Origin of the sequence: Sporomusa rhizae (assembly GCF_041428845.1) — a bacterium.
GTDB lineage: Bacteria > Bacillota > Negativicutes > Sporomusales > Sporomusaceae > Sporomusa > Sporomusa rhizae.
In genome coordinates this window covers 1,837,487-1,854,887 of record NZ_CP156925.1, presented here as the reverse complement: position 1 = coordinate 1,854,887, position 17,401 = coordinate 1,837,487, and the positions used below count along the sequence as shown (strand labels likewise).

Sequence of the window (17,401 nt, the reverse complement as noted above, 5' to 3'; positions counted from 1 at the left end):
AAAGGGGTCTTTATTAAATTACTGATTAGCTGTCGGAGGCTGAAATACTCTGGTTGCAAGCTCCTTATCAAGATAAAACAATTCGGAGTTTTGATCGCCAATCATCCGTAATTGCTCAAGAACTTCGCTAACAGAAGCTTCCTCTTCCACCTGTTCGGTTACAAACCACTGCAAAAAGATTTGGGCAGCTACATCTTTTTCTTCAACAGCCACATCATACAGCTTATTAATTAAACTGGTAACATGATTCTCGTGTGCTAATATCTTTTCAAACACCTCTACAGGTTTACCAAACTCCTGGGGAGGAGCTTCTATTTCCTTAATCTCAAGCTGACCGCCGCGCTCCAGCAAATAGTCAAGTAATTTCAGCGCATGCATCGTTTCTTCCTGATACTGAATCCGCAGCCAGTTGGCAAAGCCTTTTAACCCTTTTGACATGCAGTACCCTGACATAGCTAAATATAAATTGGCCGAAAACATTTCTGCCTGGATCTGCTCGTTAATTGCTTGTTGCATTTTTTCCTTAATCATCTACATAACCCCTTTTCAAACTTTCAGTTATTGTTAAGGCTATCTTAACTATATTTTACCAATATAAAAACATCTAAGCAAGAGTTTGAAGTAAATATTTGAAATAAATATTAATTAATCTTTGTTATCTGTTTGCGCTTGACACTATCGTCTAATTCTTCGATTGTATGAATCGGTCGCTGGCAGGTAAAATTCTCACAAACATAAGCAGTCGGCTGCCCATCGATACTTATTTGATTAGCCGCTACAGGAATTAATTCCCTATTATCGGTTTTAAATTCCGGATCATTATAAATGATGGTAGTTTCCGGCATAAAAGCTCGTCCCGCCAGCGCCAACATCGCCTGAACGCCGGAGTCCGCCCTATCCCCGACGATAACAATATGGCTGGGGGCTGACAAATAATAGTCAACTGCCAGTAAAAAGTAGGTATAGGCCCGCGGATGGTGGGAAATCTCCTGGCTAAAGAAACTAAACATGGTTTCCACCATGGCGATATATTCATTATCTTCGATTAACCGCGCCAACTTGAGGAAAGCCAACGCCGCTACCGAATTTCCCGAAGGCACGGCACCATCATATATTTCTTTGGGACGCATCAGCAGTTCTTCACTGTCATTGCCAGTAAAATAGAAACCGCCATTTATCTTGTCCCAGAACAACTCTTTCATATCCCGGCTTATCGCCAGAGCCTGCCGTAGATATTTGGGGTTAAAAGTAGTTTCATAAACTTCAAGCAGCCCCCATAGCATAAACGCATAATCATCGACATATCCCAAATAGGCAGCTTCGCCATCCCGGTAGCGTGCCAGTAGCCGCTTGCCATCTTCAGCAGTCAGCTTAGAAAAAACAAATTCAACTGCCCGTTCAGCCGCTTGCGCGTAATCCTTACGTTGCAAAACCCGGGCCGCTTTGGCAAGGGCCGCAACCATCAACCCGTTCCAGGCCGTCAAAATTTTATCGTCTTTAAATGGATGCACCCGTTGTTCACGGGCTTGATACAACCTTTCCCTCGCTGCTGCCATTTTGTCTTCAAGCTCGTTAATATCAAGGTTATTCCTGGCCGCATAATCATACATATCGTGCTGAATTAAATTCAGGATATTGGTACTGTCTTCAAAATTTCCATGTTGCGTCACATTATATACATCTACAAACAGTTCACCTAGCTCCGGTCCCAGCAGTGCCAATACTTCCTGCCGCGACCAAACATAGAACTTGCCCTCCACCCCTTCGGAATCTGCATCTTCTGCAGAGTAAAACGCACCGCCCGGACTTGCCATATCTCTCATCATATATGTAATTATTTCCTCGGCAATACGGGCAAAATCCGGATCTTCGGTACACTGATATGCTTCCACATAGGCATAACATAACAACGCATTGTCATACAGCATTTTTTCAAAATGCGGTGCCAGCCACTTATTATCTGTCGAATACCGGGCAAAACCATAGCCTAAATGATCGTAAATCCCGCCCCGGCTCATGGCATTCAACGTCTTAATCACCATCGCAATCGCCTTTTTGTCACCAGATCGGCGCCAATACCGCATCAGAAACAATAAGTTGTGTGGCGTCGGGAATTTGGGCGCAGCCCCAAACCCGCCATAAGTCGGATCAAAATCATTAAGCAATTGAGAAAATGCCTGTTCTAACGTGGCTTGAGACAGTTGCCCCTTCTCCCGGCTACCAGAAGGCCCCCTAAGTGACACAGCCAGTTTGTCGCCAATCTGCTCAATCTTGTCCCGGTTCTGATCCCACTGCTCCTTCAATAGCGACAGCACTTCCAGCAAACCCGGCCTGCCCCACATAGCATGTTTCGGCAAATACGTTCCGGCAAAAAACGGTTTTTTATCCGGTGTCATAACAATCGTCAGCGGCCACCCGCCCCGCCCGGTTACCGCCTGACAAACAGCCATATAAATATGGTCAACATCCGGACGTTCCTCCCGGTCAACCTTAACAGACACAAAATAACTATTCAACAACGCAGCTACTTCTTCATCCTCAAAAGATTCCCGCTCCATAACATGGCACCAATGGCAAGTTCATCAATGCAAGTCGTCAGCTATACCCAATAGAGAGGAATATCGGCTTATCTTCGGCCTTTGCTTTTGCAAAGGCGTCTGAGCCCCACGGGTACCAATCCACAGGATTATAAGCGTGTTGCAGCAGATAAGGCGATTTCTCGTTTACCAATCTATTGGGTATTTTCTTTTCTGATAACATGCGCGACCACCTCCTTACTTGAAATTAATTTTTACGTCGATAGTATTTCCCTCACGCAAGTAAACAATGCTTTCAATGACTGTTCTATACAAATCGTTACGCTGTACGTTATCGGTCATTGTTCTGATATTACCAAGAAAATTTATAAGGTTTTGCTTACGTTCCTCGTCGCTTATGTTTTGATTGGATTGGTAAATTTTCTTCATTTCGTATATTTCGTCTTCGGTTTGACCTACGAGTTTTTGCCATTTTCTTTTTCTTGTTTGCCATTCCTCACGGTTATAATCTCCAAGTTCATAAGCATCATTTACTGTTTCCAATGCTTTTTTATACTTTTGAAGCAAGTTTTCAAATTCACTGATTTCTGCTCTAATATTATCGGACTGTTGGCAGTCTACAGTTTCACTGCTATTTATAATTTCGCTCTGATACTTTGATATTTCTTTCAAAATAATTTCTTCCAAAGTATCTGACAAAATGCCTTTATTACGGCATTTATTGCCTAGAGGGTCTATGTACGCACATGGCCTAACAAATGCTTTACAGTCAACTAGATGAATAGTATGAGCATGTCCACATTTAGCGCACTTGACAAGTCCCGTCAGTACATGTGATTGCTTCCGGCTTTTTGTGGGAATCCTTTTCCTACTGCTTAGGATAGCAACAATACGATCATGTTCTTCTTTAGTCTTCACTGCTTCATGGCAATTCTCAACAACAGTCCATTCACTTTTAGGTATCGCTTCATAGTTTTTAGCATTAGGACGTTTATTTTTATGTCCACTACCTCTTGTCTTATTGCTAATAATCCGCCCTAGATGTGTTTCATCAAGCAAAAGCCTCTGTACAGTAATAGCACTCCAATAATTACCCTTTGGAGTAAAAACCCCCCTTTGATTCAGGCTTTGAGCTACTTTCTGTGATGGAATTCCTGATAATGCTTTTTCGATCATTTCACGATATATTGGCATTCTTTCATCATTAACAACAAGGCCTTTTTCATTATATTTATCACGATAACGCTGATATACATAAGGGAATGGAGGTATACCATTTGTCCATTGTCCACGCCTAGCGCCTATGATCTTCCCTTGTCGTAAACGCTTAGTAATCATCTTATATTCTTGCCTGGCAAAAAAACCTTTTAGGTCGGCATATGTATCATCTATATCGTTATTAAGGTCATAAATCTTATCCGGCGTAATAATAAGCGTTTCTGACTTTTGAAATGCCTTTTTAAGCCTGTCTTGTTCTCCGAGGTCGCCACGTCCCAGCCTATCGTATTCAACAACACAAACAGCGTCATATACCCCATCTTCAATCTCTTTTAAAAGCTTGGTAATCTCTGGGCGCATATCAATACTATCGGATGTCCCAACTTCCATATATTCAACAAACTTAAAACTGTTTTTGATACACAATTCGGTGAGTACCATCCGATGTTTTTCTAGGTCTTCCATGCTTTCAGCACGAGACTTTCTAAGATAGTTTGCAACATATCGAATATCATATGTTCTGTTTTCTAAGTCCATCGGATTTTCACCACCTTTAATCACCAATTGCGGTGTATCACTGAATCAGTGTATCTATGGTTAGTATAGAGCATCAGTGATACACCTGTCAAGAGTGTTTCTTTACATCAGTGTATCAATCTTGCTATAATATAGATAAGTTGAGGTGATATAAATGGCAACAACAAAACCACGATTCATGGTTTCCGTAGATGAAGATATGTTTCAGGAAATAGAAGATTTTCGTTTTGAAAAGCGCTATCCAACACGCTCGGAAGCAACTACCGAACTGATTCGTTTAGGCCTGGAAGTCGTCCAAAAACAAAAAATGCAAACTGATACCAAAGTGAGTAAGGATTGACGCTCATGTCTTCTTAACCCCAGGACAAGAACGCGTATTTTTCTTACTCTGCATTTCAAATAATTTTGTTCGAAAACTCCGTAGTGCTTGTTCAGACGGAGTATTGGCCATGACTTTTATTTTTAATGCCTTATTATCCATAAAACCCTCCCCCTCACTGGAATAAAAGAAAAACTTTGCGGACGGTATCTGTACCCACGGGAATTCCACCCCTGCACCTCATGCAGCCGTACCTTTGCCTGCGACAGTTTCTCTCTGCTCGGACTATAGCTATACGGGAGTTTCATTATCTTGTATCCGCAAAGTCTATACTGCGCTTTTGCACTTTCTTTTTCAAAGATCATCTTCCTTTACACGGCACGGAATTTCAAAATTCCAGCAATCAGCTTATTCTGTAGTTCCGTTTTCAACTCGTAATCCACATAAAGATATAAAATTCCATGCCGGTCATATAATTCTTTGGATGCCAGTCGCGTTATATAGCCTTCATAGTACGTTAACACCTGCCCTATCGCAGGTTCTTCTCCCCGTACAGCTGCTAGAATAACAGAATGCGAAAGTAATGAGCGTTTTCGTTTCGATTTTTTTAATTTAGCGTTCTCTTTTTTCTTCATCCGCCAAATCCTCCAAATACTTTTTTAGTTGCTTTAGTGTAGTGTCTCTGCGATATGATACGGTTCGACGGATAAGATGCAGGCATGCACCAATCTCGCTGTCCGTCATATCCAAAAAGTACGACAATAAAACAATTGCCCTTCGGTCCTCGGATAATGCTTGTAAAGCTGCGCCGAGAAATAGATCTTCCACGCTCACATCCATATCCAATACACGAAATACATAAGTATCTTGACAAGGAACAACAGAAAAGAAACGCTGAAATCTTGTGTCTTCGCAAATATCTTCCGAGAAACATTCTCTTTTTCTGCGACGACGTACCATTTGATCGTAGTTGCGAGCATGGTTTCGTAAGACGCTTTTACAAAAACTATCAAAACGCTCCTGGCATTCCAACATACCACCTCCCTTCCTAGCAAAGAGAGATCTATGCGAACGCGCATTTCTTATTTATTGGTGTCCACAGAGACACTCTCTGCATTTTCCTTTCATATAACTAAAACAATTGAAAAAAGTATTTGGGCAAAGTTCCCAGAAAAATTTGTCAAATAAAAAACTGCCTTAGTCTTCACTTTTCGGAAGATAAGGCAGTTTTTAGATTTACCCGATATCAGGTTTTCCCCGCTTATCAGAATATCTGGTCTGGCAATCAGGATAACACGAACATCCCCAGAAGAATGTTCCTTGTTTCTTGCCGCTGAGCCGCTTCAAAATTCCCTTTTTGCAAACCGGGCATAGGATTTGTCCCTCAATTACCGAAATGGTTTTTCCCTTAGCTTCTCCAAGGAGTGTTTTGACAAAATCCGTGGTCGAATCAAGAAAAGCTTCTGAAGAAAAGTTGTTTTTAGCGATGCGTGCAAGTTTGTCCTCCCAAATTGCCGTTATATCGGGATAAGCCAGTGATTCCGGCAATGCGTCAAACAGCTTTTCTGCAATATCCGTTGCATAAAGCATGTTTTTTTCGACACGCAGGAATTTTCCCTGTACGAGTTCATCTAAAATTCCTGCCCGCGTTGCCTCTGTTCCGATACCGGAACATTCTTTCATCTGCGCCTTTAATGTCTCTTCCCGAACAAAATGGTGGATATTTTTCATAGCTTCAATAATGCTGGATAAATTGAACCGTTTCGGCGGCTTTGTTATTTTCTCTTGTACATTCATTTCCCGTAAGCTTACTTCATCCCCATTTTGAATATCAGGTAAAAAGGCTTCCTCCTCTGGCTTTTCATTATCTGGTTCTGCCTTATATAATGTCCTCCAGCCTTCTTCCAGGACCACTTTTCCGGTTCCTTGAAAAGTATGGTTACCGATACGAATACGAAGAGCAGTCTTCGAAAAGCGATGCGGCGGATAAAATTGTGCAAGATACGCGCAGGCAATTAAGGTGTAAATATCCTGCTGCTCTTTACTAAGTCTTGCCTTATCGCATAGGAGCGTTGTCGGGATAATCGCATGATGCGCCGAAACCTTTTCATCAGCCCAGGCCCGGCTTTTTCTGTTCACATCCACGCCTGCCACTTCTTCCTGCCAGCCAGACCATGCCAAATTTTCCAAAATGACTTTGGCATCCTTGAACTGAGTTGTCGGCAAATACTCACAGTCGGAACGCGGATAGGTCGTCAGCTTCATTTCATATAATTTCTGCGCTATATCCAAAACCTGCTGCGGCGTATACCCGAGCTTGCCTGCTTGAATCTGCAATGCGGATAGGCTGAGCGGCAGAAGCGGCACCTCTGCGGATTCCTTTTTTGCCACATCTTCAGCCCGAAAGGCTTCGCCATTTTTTACGGACTGTAGAATTTCCTGAATCACGTTCTCTACGCGTTCTCGTTGTAAGATCCGCCCTTCGCTGTCGCAGCCGGGAAACTCTTCCGGTATCAGCCACACTGCCGAAAAGCATTTTCCTGTTTGTTCAAGATTCGCTTTAAGCCCGTAATGCTTGGTCGGCCGAAATGCCCGGATTTCCCGTTCGCGCCTGACGACAAGCGCCATGGTCGGCGTCTTGACCCGGCCAATCCGCATGACCTCATCATAACCCGCTTGCCTGGCCATTGCCGTATAGGCGCGTGTTAAATTCATGCCAATCAGCCAATCCGCACGTCCGCGGGCCAGCGCCGATTCCTTAAGAGGTTGAAAATCGGCATTATTTCTTAAATCCTTCAAAGCCCGTTTAATAGAGATTTCATCCAGAGCATTCAGTAAAAGCCGCTTCACCGGCTTTTTATTTTTCAAATACTCCAGCAGCTCGTCCACCAGCAACTGGCCTTCGCGATCCGGATCGCCGACATGCACGATTTCGTCCGCCTGCTTTAGTAGTTCCTTAATCGTTTGATACTGCTCTTTAGCCTCCGGTTTAACGAACAGCTCCCATTTTTGCGGAACAATCGGCAACAGTGCCGGCGACCACGAAGCATACTGTGGATCGTACATCTGCGGCGTCTTCTGCTGCAAAATATGTCCAAACAGCCAGGTCACCACATCGCCTGTCCCGGCAATTTCAATATAGCCATTCTTTTGTACCCCCTTCCCCAAATATTTTGCCAGTTCGCGTCCAACACTCGGTTTTTCGGCAATCCAAACTCTCATTCAGATTCCCTCCCGTCTGCGCTTGGCTGCTCTTCCTGGCTAAGCGGATTTTCCAGCGCTACGGAATCTGCCGATCGGGCATATTCTCCTCGATTTGTCGCAACCAGCTGAGCGACTTTTTCCACATCCACCTGTGAAACGGAAAGATTTTCCTTTGCCAAACGTAAACCAAATTCTTTGCACTCGCGGGTAAACTTTTCCTCTTCCATATCCCTGATTTTCCTTTGCAAGGTTTTCATTTCCGCAGTTGACTTCTTAAGCCGCTGCTCTGCTTTCTGCTTGCGCTGGTAAAGAATGTCAAGCCGTTCCTCCATCTCGACAATCGTTTTCGGTTTTGCCATTGTCATCAATCTTCCCCCTCTTTCTTTGCTACTTTGCCTGCTGCAAAGTGCAGATAAAGGCGGCGATCAGTTTCAGAAATAGCACGGCATTTCAAGGCGCACAGAAATCCAACTAATAAAGAAAACTCCTCCCCGCTCCATTCCTCTTTACTCTGCCAGCCGGCCTGTTGCAACGCATCACGGAAAATATGGACGTGATATTTATGCATCAACGACCGGCTGGCCTTATCCAACCGCTTTAAAGCAAGCTTCCTCTGCTCGATTTTTTTCTCGACTGCCGCTAACCTATCCATGTTTTCCCACCGCCTTTTTTTCATTATACGAAGCTCGTATAACTAGGAATAGACGGTGTGCGCAACTCCTACAACAGCGTGCAACATGATTTTTTCGCAGCCATGCTACAATGAAAATGAAACAGCAGACCGAAACAGAGACAGGCGCACTTAGGACTTGACGATTTCGTCAAGTCGTGCCAAACCCATCTGCCGCTTGCCTTCGGCGGCGCTGAACCTGCGGTTGGCCAATTTTCTCTCAGGGAGGTACACGGAGCATGGCGCTTTATCATTTTACGATCAAAGACAACAAAACACCGGGCGGACGCATCATCCTGGCCAGCGATCACGCCGAATACAATCACCGCGAGGGAAAGTATGCAAACCTTGATCAAAAGCGTGCCGGACATATCGCGGCTGCGGATCATCTTGACTATATTGCGCGGCAGGAAAAATACAGCCAAAAAGAAGGTTTTATTTGTAGCGGACACCATCTGCCGGCCTGGGCGGACAATTCACCAAAAACTTTCTTTCAGGCAGCAGACGCTTATGAAACCTCTGTTCATACCTATAAGGAAATTGAAATTGCCCTGCAAAGCGAACTGACGATGGAACAAAATCTTGCACTCGCAAAGGAATTTATCGACAAACATTTAGGGACAAACTACTATTACTCCTATGCCATTCACAACAAACTGGCAGCCATGGGCGATGGCGAGGAAAACTTGCACTGCCATCTCATGTTTTCACCGCGGAAACTGGATGCCTTGGAAAAAGAAAGCGAACGCCAGCCACGCTGTTTTTTTCAAAAAGCGCGCCGCCTCTATACGCGTAAAGACGGAAGTATCGTAGACCGGCGCCGCGAAGGCGGCTGTGCCGTTGCTCCCGTCTGGAATAAGCAAGTGGAAGGCCGAAACCACCTGTTATATCTGCGCGAGGATTTTTCCAAAATGACGAATGCCGCGTTAGAAAAATACGGGCATGTGGATCGTGTCGACCATCGCTCCAATCGTGCCCGCAGGCAGGAAGCCGCCCAGCAGGGGAATGTCTTGATGGAGAGGCTCTTTTCCCTGGAACCGGAAAAACATATTGGCCCAACGGTTGCGAACATCGCCGATCACCCATTGGTGATTGCCATAAAGGAACGCCGTGCTCTCCGGAAAGAGCTGTCGCAATTAATTGAATCTGCAGACCGCCTGCTGAAATTACAAAATTATAAAAATGAGCGAAAATCAAAAAGACGAACCGAGCAAGCGGATGGTCAACTACACAACACATCTGATGAAGCCCCGCTCTCTCCTCTCCTTGATCTCACCGCTGCGCGAAAAGCAACGGACTTTGCCTGCCAAAGCATCCGGCATTTTGGTGAATGCCTGGCTGGCGAACATTTTTCTGAAATGAGCCAACAGGAAAAAGCGATTTTTTCCACGATAAAAGAAGCACACCGCGACAGGCGGTCTTTATCCATTATCCTCGAAGCAGTACACGAAAAATGCAGTGAAGAAAAAAAACATCTAATCGACTTACAAAAGCAGGAGAATAAAACTCTGTCCCAACAAATTGCCTACTGCGAATCAGCACTTGCCATCTTGCAGTTTAATGAAGAAGAAACACTTCTCCACCAGGCCCTCGAAGACTGTACGGAAAAAGCACGCCAAACCGCCAAAGCGCTTCGTTTCATTTCCCCGCTCACGAATAAAAAAGATCGACTGCGCAGAGCTTGTCTTACCTATATGCAACAGGCATCACGGCTTGAAACATTTGAGCAGGCTGCCCTTATAGAGATTCCTTTGCAAAAAGAAGAACTTAAAAAGCTGGCCGCAGTTTTAACAGATATGGAAAAGGATCATCTTACCTATCCGCAGGCAATTCGCAAAGCCCAGAAAGACTACATCAAAACACTCAATAATTCGGATTTTTTGTCCGCATGGCAGAAAGACACTCAGCTCTCTGAAAATCTTTTTTTCCTAAAGCGCGCTCAGAAAGATATAGAAATCCGTCTCAAAACGGCTTCTTCGCCCAAAGAGACTGCCGCACTTCTCGCCGAGCAAAAACGTCTGGGAAACATAGCCCAATCCAATGCGGCGGAGCGCCAAAAGCAACGCAGCACACTGCGGGAACTCCGCCAAAACCTTAACACACTAAAAGCAAAATCCTATGTCACCCGCAAAGCAAATGCGCTTCTGCTTGCACAAAAACCGCAACAAGACGCCTACCGTATAATGCAAAATAAGCTAAGCGAAACGTCAGACCGTATCCGCCAGCTCTCGCTTCTTCGCTTAAAACTGATGAAGGAAACAGCCCTGGTCAAAAACCAATTCTCGCAGCTGCCAACCAAAGAAACGCCGCAAGAACAGCGCTATACCGCGCGGGAAGTTCAAGGCATTTTGCGTACCGCCTTATATTCCTTACGCGCTGAACAAAAGCGAACTCTCCAAGAGATAGAAACGCTGCGTCCACTCTGCATTTCCGAAAAGCGCGCCCAAACGATTGCGCTCTATCGCCTGAGCGAAGGAAAAATGCAAGCTCTGCAAAAGCTGAAAAAAGAGTTGTCCAGATCAGAACGTGAAAAACGCAGCGCAGAAGATTCTCTTCTTTCCCGTGAATACGCATTGACCATGCTAGAAAAACCGAAATGGTATAACAAAATGCTAAGTACCCAAGCACAACACCAATACCAGGACGCTCAAATCGCCATTGAAACACAAAAGATGCAAACCCTTGCCGCAGCCCAAACGCATACTGCCTTAAAGGAACGCATCTCCTGTCTGGAAAAAGAAATTGAACAACTGACTGCGACGCCACAAGCTAAAGAAAGGCTGTCCACCATCACAGCCGGTATTTTAAAGAAAAACCAATCCATAGGAGAAGAAATGCAGCGCCTGACAAATCGTCAGACTGAACTGAGCAATCAAGAGAAAGAGCTGGGTTATCTTCTCGCAGCAACAGAAAAGCAAGTACTTGCGGATCAGCGTCAAAACATCCGTTACTTTGCAAAAGGAACCCTGGCATCCACTGATGCAATTTCCCTAATCGCCCGCTCATTCACTACAAAATCCGTCTCCTGCGCGGCCGTCGCCAGAATAATCGAAGAGGATAATTGCCTGCTTGATTCTGCTGCAAAAACGGTAACCGAGCGTGAAGAAAAGCAACATAAGACTATCTGGGAACACGGTGAATTTTAAAGACCCTTTTTCCGCTCTAAATTGCTGCTTCCATGAATCACAACTCCCTTTATTCAGCATTCATGCGGATTATTTCGTTAGTTTTCACAAACTATAGCTGACAATATCTCGACTATACAAATCCAGGATGGGAGACAAATAGAGTTTCTGTCCGAACAGAGAAAACTCTGCGATATCCGTAACCTATTTTTGATTTGGCTTGTTGGTCTTAAATATTGCTACTCACATCTGATGTCGGTAGGAATGGTACTCTTTTCTCACTGGCGCTGACATTGAGGAAGTAGCATGAGTGGCAGTTGAATCATTGATTTTTACCGTCATTCTGTCTGATATGGCACAGCTTTGATTATGATCCATCACTACCCAATTGAACAATCAAGGACGGCTTTGCCGGCGTAGCGAATCCTTGATTGTTCAGTTGGGTAGTGATCTACTCGGCACAGGCAGGACCAACCCAACAAATGGTTTGCGGTACATTTCTCAAACTGTTGGCATGTTGTCGATTGAATTGTACCGTCAATGACACTGATATTAACGGCGTCAAGTTAGATGAGAGGCAACACTTAAAGTTGCGCTTTAATAGGTTCGGTGCAGTTTTCCCTACTTCTCCAAGGTATGATTTGTATTTCTTCATCCGTACCCGGCAGAATAGGCCAAGCTGTTTCATGAGTCGCCGTACGGTCTCGTGGTTGATGGTGATTCCTCTATTTTTTAGTTCAAGTGTGATACGGTGATAACCAATGCGCTGCTTATTCCTCAATCACTTGTTTGACAACTTGAACTTTAAATTCCCGGTTAAATCTCTTTCTGGACATAACCCCCCTGATAATCAGTTGTACGTTTTAATCATACTTCCAGTCTACCAAGAGGGGTTCATACCAGTTAGACATTATATCATCGTGTCTAACATAAGAGGTGCAGTTCACTAACGGGGGTTTTATTTATGCCATTTTCCCCTTAAATAATTTCGAGGATAGCCTCAACCTCAACAGTTGCATCCATAGGAAGCTGGTTGATGCCCACTGCAGTCCGCGCGTGCCGCCCCGCTTCGCCAAATATGTCATAAAATAGTTGGGAGGCTGCATTTACCACAATATGCTGCTGCATAAACCCTACTTCACTGCTGACAAATGCCTGTATTTTAACCACATTCGCAACTTTATCTAGGTCACCTATATAATCCTTAACTGCTGCAATAATATTGATGGCGCAGATTCTTGCAGCTTCTTCCGCCTCTTGCAACGTTCTTTCTTTGCCAACCTTTCCTGTACAAACCAACTGACCATTTACAAAGGGAATCTGCCCGGATACATACAGTGCTTTTCCCAATTGTTTCACCGGTATATACATAGCAGCTGGCTTAGCACTTTCCGGCAATTCAATTCCTAATTGTTTGATTTTTTCTTCGATTTTCAATTTGTTTTCCCCCTCTTTTATATACAATATTCTCTCGGAAACCCGAGACCATATATTGATCAAGCCTTCTGGCTTTGGTCAACTTTTGTTTTCCCCAGCAAATACTGGTATTATTAAAATATTGGGACAAAAATTTAATACATTCTGATTAAGCTACTAAAACTTTCTTAATCTATCCGAATATCAGCAATAGAATATGTTACCGCCGAACCACTAATCGTCACTCTATCCCCGCAGTATTTGCAGTGTAATATTCCTCCACGCTTGGAAACCTGCTTTGCCTTCATTTCATTTTTACCCAGACGTTGCGCCCAATAGGGAATAAAGTTACACTGCGCTGCGCCAGTCACGGGATCCTCGTTTATTTTAATTTTTGGGAAAAAGCATCTAGAGACAAAATCATACTTTTCGCCTTTGGCTGTAATTAATACACCCATACCATCCGGTAATTTTTCCAGCTTCGAAAAATCAGGGTCTGCGTTCTGAACATCTTCTTCCTTTTCCAAGACAAACATCAAATCTCTGCTCAAATAAGTTTCTACAGGCTTTACCCCAAGCGCCTCCACCATTTGTTGCGTCAACGGAAAAGCCTCTGGCATTCTACTGGGAAAATCCATTTCAAGAAGCTCTCCTTTTTTAACAACAATAAGCTCACCGCTCATAGTCTGAAACCTAATTCTGTCCGCATTAGGTTCATAATAATTAACAATTACATAGGCCGTAGCCAAGGTAGCATGCCCGCATAGGTCAACTTCATTTCCGGGAGAAAACCATCTAAGCCGATAACTATCCCCTTCTTTGACGGCAAAAGCCGTTTCAGAAAGATTATTTTCTCTGGCAATCTGCTGCATAATTTCATCCGATAACCATTTATCCATGATGCAGACACCAGCCGGATTTCCTTCGAATACCTTTTCGGCAAACGCATCAACAACATAATATTTCATAATATAATCCTCCTTAATAAATTCCCGTATTTTTCGTTTTTCTTATCTTTCACATCATCTCACTTACGATTCTAATCTAAAACAAAACTTCAAGCTACATTCCCGCTTCGGGTCAGGCTATTAACACGCATTCGAATTAGTCTATCCGAATATCAGCAATAGAATATGTTACCGCCGAACCACTAATCGTCACTCTATCCCCGCAGTATTTGCAGTGTAATATTCCTCCACGCTTGGAAACCTGCTTTGCCTTCATTTCATTTTTACCCAGGCGCTGCGCCCAATAGGGAATGAAATTACAATGCGCCGAACCGCACACAGGATCCTCATTTATTTTAATTTTTGGGAAAAAGCATCTGGAAACAAAATCATACTTTTCGCCTTTGGCTGTAAGTAATACCCCCATACCATCCGGTAATTTTTCCAGCTTCGAAAAATCAGGGTCTGCGTTCTGAACATCTTCTTCCTTTTCCAAAACAAACATCAAATCTCTGCTCAAATAAGTTTCTACAGGCTTTACCCCAAGCGCCTCCACCATTTGTTGCGTCAACGGAAAAGCCTCTGGCATTCTACTGGGAAAATCCATTTCAAGAAGCTCTCCTTTTTTAACAACAAGAAGTTCACCACTCATAGTCTGAAACCTAATTCTGTCCGCATTAGGTTCATAATAATTAGCAATTACATAGGCCGTAGCCAAGGTAGCATGCCCGCATAGGTCAACTTCATTTCCGGGAGAAAACCATCTAAGCCGATAACTATCCCCTTCTTTAACGGCAAAAGCCGTTTCAGAAAGATTATTTTCTCTGGCAATCTGCTGCATAATATCATCCGATAACCATTTATCCATGATGCAGACACCAGCCGGATTTCCTTCAAATACCTTTTCGGCAAACGCATCAACAACATAATATTTCATAATATAATCCTCCTTAATAATTTTGTATTCTCTGTTTTCCTTTATCGTTCACACCATTTCACTTTTACGATTTTAAGCGATATTTGAGTCATTGGAATTCTACACAGTTCCAGGCAGCAAACCTACCTCATCTTACAGCATAATTCGTGCCTAATTCCTTCGTTCTGCCCTTTCTCAAGACGAAACGTCAATCATGCTCCCACCTTGGGGCATGCCCTTAAGGGAAAATTTAACTATATATTGTATTTTTCCTTCCCTGCCCAAAGTGAGAGCATATTTATGAGCCTCCATTGAGGATACCAGTTCCCCAGAAACTGCGCTCTACGTTCGATAAATGCAGCCATACCTTCTTTTTGATCAACAGTAGTAAAAGCCGAATACTTCAGCTTCATACGAAATGCTGGTATAAAGATTGTATCCATCCCCTGTTAACTACCACCTTGCAAATCCAACTCGTAACCAATAGTTATTTGCAGTCTAATACCACAAAACCGATTTCATTCCATTGCGATCCGAAAAAAACAATTGTCCCTATGATACTGAATCATGATTTTACTCCCCATTCCCTTTTTTCCCTTCGCTATAGTGGGTTAATTCTAACTTAGTATGCACCCCTTTCTTAAAATCGTATTTATAAGGTTGATTTTTTACTTTCTTAAATTAGATTCCATTTCTATAAATAATTTCTCGAACTCGACAATATCTCCGGAAATGCTGTATTTATGTTCAGATGCGGGAAAGGATCCTTCTTTTACCTCTTTAATAAATTGAGCAAATCCTTGGGTTGCGACACCAGCAATATCCGCATATTTCTTAGCAAATTTTGGTTTAAATGCTTCAAACATCCCTAACGAATCGCCGACAACCAAAACCTGGCCGTCTGTATCAGAACCTGCACCAATGCCATAAACGGGAATGGGGAGAATCCTGTGAATAAAGGCACCGACTGCTTCAGGAATCCCTTCCAACAGAATGCAACGTGAACCTGCTTCATACACTGCGATAGCATCTTGAATCACGGCGCGAGCACTTTCAACGGTACGGCCTTGTGCTCGAAAACCACCCATAGCCGTAGAACTTTGCGGGGTTAAACCAACGTGACCAAAAACAACGATGCCTGCCCTAACAATTGCTTTAATAACTTCTGTAACAGCCACGCCACCTTCCAATTTGACCGCATCCACATCGCCTTCTTTTATAAACCGGACAGCATTGTGTACTGCGGAAGTTACGCTCTCATGGTAAGAGCCAAACGGCATGTCTCCAATCACGTATGTATTCGGCGCGCCTCTTCGTACCGCTTGGCAAGCATTGATGCACATATCCATGGTTACCGGAATAGTTCCTTGATACCCGTAGACGACCATCCCCATGGAATCACCTACCAGGATCATGTCCATACCGGCCTTTTCGGCATAAGCTGCGAAGCAACAATCGTATGCCGTCGTCCATGCCGCTTTTCCCCCATTTTCCTTCATCTTATAGAGATCTAAGATAGTTTTCTTTTGTGTCATGATAGTACCTCTTCCATTCATTCATATTGCTTTTCAATTGCCCGAGCTAAAACATTTAATATTCCCTTACCAAACAGTAAGGATTACTAATTCCGAACGTACTGACTCTGTGACTCTCACTGAGGGTTTGGCAATGCTAACAGTGTCATATTCGAAAACCTTGTGCCAGATTTCTATTTTCCCACAAACTGTGCTTTGCGTTTTTCGACAAACGCCGACATGCCTTCTTTTTGATCATTAGTAGCAAAGCACAAACCGAATACCTCGGCTTCATACGCGACGCCTGTATCAAGATCAGTATCCAATCCCTCGTTGACTGCTACCTTGCACAGCTGTACCGCTATCGGAGCGCAGGACTGGATTTTTTGCGCCATAGCCTTAGCCACCGATAACAGCTCCTCATGAGGTACAACCTTATTCACAAGACTAATCCGATAAGCTTCATGAGCATCTATTTGCTCGCCAGTAAAAAGAAGCTCTTTTGCTTTTCCCTTGCCAACCAGGCGCGGAAGTCGCTGAGTTCCTGCAAAGCCCGGAATCACCCCAAGTAGCACTTCTGGCTGTCCAAACTTTGCATTTTCAGAAGCAATTCTAATGTCGCAACTCATCGCAAGCTCACAGCCACCGCCTAATGCATAGCCATTTACTGCTGCGATTACCGGTTGAGACAAGTTTTCGATATCACTAAATACTTTCTGACTAAACTTCCCCCACTCCCGACCTTCGAGAGCTGTCATACCATGCATCTCGGAAATGTCAGCGCCCGCTGCAAATGCTTTGGTTCCGCTGCCTGTTACTATCACCACTTTAATGTCCTTATCAGTTCCGATTTCGTGAACTACATCCCTTAACTCTATCATTGTTTCTTTGTTAAGAGCATTAAGGACCTTGGGACGATTTATAGTTATATAGCCGATCCCTTCAGACTTTTCAAGCAAAATATTCTTATACATGTGCATCCCCCAAGAACGCTTTTT

At 43.7% G+C, this 17,401-nt stretch carries 18 protein-coding genes and 2 pseudogenes; 2 read left to right on the top strand and 18 right to left on the bottom strand.

The genetic code is table 11. The annotated features are described in order from the left end of the window. Positions 1–18: 18 nt before the first annotated feature. The 4 genes from SRRS_RS08250 to SRRS_RS08235 all read right to left on the bottom strand — a co-directional run bounded on the left by SRRS_RS08250 (position 19) and on the right by SRRS_RS08235 (position 4,292). The gene (locus tag SRRS_RS08250) at positions 19–531 is read right to left on the bottom strand and encodes a ferritin (protein WP_371367890.1); all 513 of its coding nucleotides are present in this window, start codon (positions 529–531) and stop codon (positions 19–21) included. Between the two features lie 110 nt (positions 532–641). Further along, positions 642–2,558 (bottom strand): thioredoxin domain-containing protein, encoded by a 1,917-nt coding sequence (locus SRRS_RS08245; protein WP_371367888.1) that lies wholly within the window; start codon positions 2,556–2,558, stop codon positions 642–644. 37 nt (positions 2,559–2,595) lie between these two features. Next, positions 2,596–2,760 carry a DUF255 domain-containing protein gene (locus SRRS_RS08240; RefSeq protein WP_371367886.1) on the bottom strand — a complete coding sequence of 55 codons (165 nt, stop codon included), beginning with the start codon at positions 2,758–2,760 and terminating at the stop codon, positions 2,596–2,598. 14 nt (positions 2,761–2,774) lie between these two features. After that, complete coding sequence (locus tag SRRS_RS08235; protein ID WP_371367884.1) at positions 2,775–4,292, bottom strand: recombinase family protein; 1,518 nt, start codon at positions 4,290–4,292, stop codon at positions 2,775–2,777. A gap of 154 nt (positions 4,293–4,446) precedes the next feature. On the opposite strand from SRRS_RS08235, the gene SRRS_RS08230 reads away from it, so the two are divergent. Further along, positions 4,447–4,632: a CopG family ribbon-helix-helix protein gene (locus tag SRRS_RS08230; protein WP_371367882.1), complete on the top strand. Its 186-nt coding sequence runs from the start codon at positions 4,447–4,449 to the stop codon at positions 4,630–4,632. A gap of 3 nt (positions 4,633–4,635) precedes the next feature. On the opposite strand, the gene SRRS_RS08225 is transcribed toward SRRS_RS08230, so the two are convergent. The 6 genes from SRRS_RS08225 to SRRS_RS08200 form a co-directional block, all read right to left on the bottom strand. Next, positions 4,636–4,773, bottom strand: coding sequence for a hypothetical protein (locus SRRS_RS08225; RefSeq protein ID WP_371367880.1), 138 nt, complete (start codon positions 4,771–4,773; stop codon positions 4,636–4,638). Between the two features lie 209 nt (positions 4,774–4,982). Then, a complete protein-coding gene (locus SRRS_RS08220) occupies positions 4,983–5,246 on the bottom strand; it encodes a helix-turn-helix domain-containing protein (RefSeq protein WP_371367878.1) in 264 nt (87 codons plus the stop codon). After that, on the bottom strand, positions 5,224–5,646 hold the full coding sequence (locus SRRS_RS08215; RefSeq protein WP_371367876.1) for an RNA polymerase sigma factor: 423 nt from the start codon (positions 5,644–5,646) through the stop codon (positions 5,224–5,226). The genes SRRS_RS08220 and SRRS_RS08215 overlap by 23 nt, the downstream gene beginning before the upstream one ends. A gap of 201 nt (positions 5,647–5,847) precedes the next feature. After that, on the bottom strand, positions 5,848–7,833 hold the full coding sequence (locus tag SRRS_RS08210; RefSeq protein ID WP_371367875.1) for a DNA topoisomerase 3: 1,986 nt from the start codon (positions 7,831–7,833) through the stop codon (positions 5,848–5,850). Continuing rightward, positions 7,830–8,180: a hypothetical protein gene (locus SRRS_RS08205; protein ID WP_371367873.1), complete on the bottom strand. Its 351-nt coding sequence runs from the start codon at positions 8,178–8,180 to the stop codon at positions 7,830–7,832. The genes SRRS_RS08210 and SRRS_RS08205 overlap by 4 nt, the downstream gene beginning before the upstream one ends. Further along, positions 8,180–8,467 carry a hypothetical protein gene (locus tag SRRS_RS08200; protein ID WP_371367871.1) on the bottom strand — a complete coding sequence of 96 codons (288 nt, stop codon included), beginning with the start codon at positions 8,465–8,467 and terminating at the stop codon, positions 8,180–8,182. The genes SRRS_RS08205 and SRRS_RS08200 overlap by 1 nt, the downstream gene beginning before the upstream one ends. Positions 8,468–8,724: 257 nt before the next feature. Here SRRS_RS08200 and SRRS_RS08195 point away from each other — a divergent pair, with 257 nt between their 5' ends. Next, positions 8,725–11,631, top strand: coding sequence for a MobA/MobL family protein (locus SRRS_RS08195; protein WP_371367870.1), 2,907 nt, complete (start codon positions 8,725–8,727; stop codon positions 11,629–11,631). Between the two features lie 87 nt (positions 11,632–11,718). On the opposite strand, the pseudogene SRRS_RS08190 reads toward SRRS_RS08195, so the two are convergent. The 8 genes and pseudogenes from SRRS_RS08190 to SRRS_RS08155 form a co-directional block, all read right to left on the bottom strand. Beyond that, positions 11,719–11,844 (bottom strand): annotated as a pseudogene (locus tag SRRS_RS08190) (IS3 family transposase); the annotation flags it as partial. 352 nt (positions 11,845–12,196) lie between these two features. After that, a pseudogene (locus SRRS_RS08185) lies at positions 12,197–12,385 on the bottom strand (IS3 family transposase); the annotation flags it as partial. A 203-nt stretch (positions 12,386–12,588) separates the two neighbouring features. Further along, positions 12,589–13,047 carry a RidA family protein gene (locus SRRS_RS08180; protein ID WP_371367868.1) on the bottom strand — a complete coding sequence of 153 codons (459 nt, stop codon included), beginning with the start codon at positions 13,045–13,047 and terminating at the stop codon, positions 12,589–12,591. A 167-nt stretch (positions 13,048–13,214) separates the two neighbouring features. After that, a complete protein-coding gene (locus SRRS_RS08175; protein ID WP_371367866.1) occupies positions 13,215–13,994 on the bottom strand; it encodes a PhzF family phenazine biosynthesis protein in 780 nt (259 codons plus the stop codon). A 136-nt stretch (positions 13,995–14,130) separates the two neighbouring features. Then, positions 14,131–14,910, bottom strand: coding sequence for a PhzF family phenazine biosynthesis protein (locus SRRS_RS08170; RefSeq protein ID WP_371367864.1), 780 nt, complete (start codon positions 14,908–14,910; stop codon positions 14,131–14,133). Between the two features lie 233 nt (positions 14,911–15,143). Continuing rightward, entirely contained in the window at positions 15,144–15,332 is a 189-nt protein-coding gene (locus tag SRRS_RS08165) for a hypothetical protein (protein WP_371367862.1), read from the bottom strand. 225 nt (positions 15,333–15,557) lie between these two features. Next, the gene (gene panB, locus SRRS_RS08160) at positions 15,558–16,424 is read right to left on the bottom strand and encodes a 3-methyl-2-oxobutanoate hydroxymethyltransferase (RefSeq protein ID WP_371367860.1); all 867 of its coding nucleotides are present in this window, start codon (positions 16,422–16,424) and stop codon (positions 15,558–15,560) included. A gap of 173 nt (positions 16,425–16,597) precedes the next feature. Continuing rightward, the gene (locus SRRS_RS08155) at positions 16,598–17,383 is read right to left on the bottom strand and encodes a short-chain-enoyl-CoA hydratase (RefSeq protein ID WP_371367858.1); all 786 of its coding nucleotides are present in this window, start codon (positions 17,381–17,383) and stop codon (positions 16,598–16,600) included. Positions 17,384–17,401: the final 18 nt, after the last annotated feature.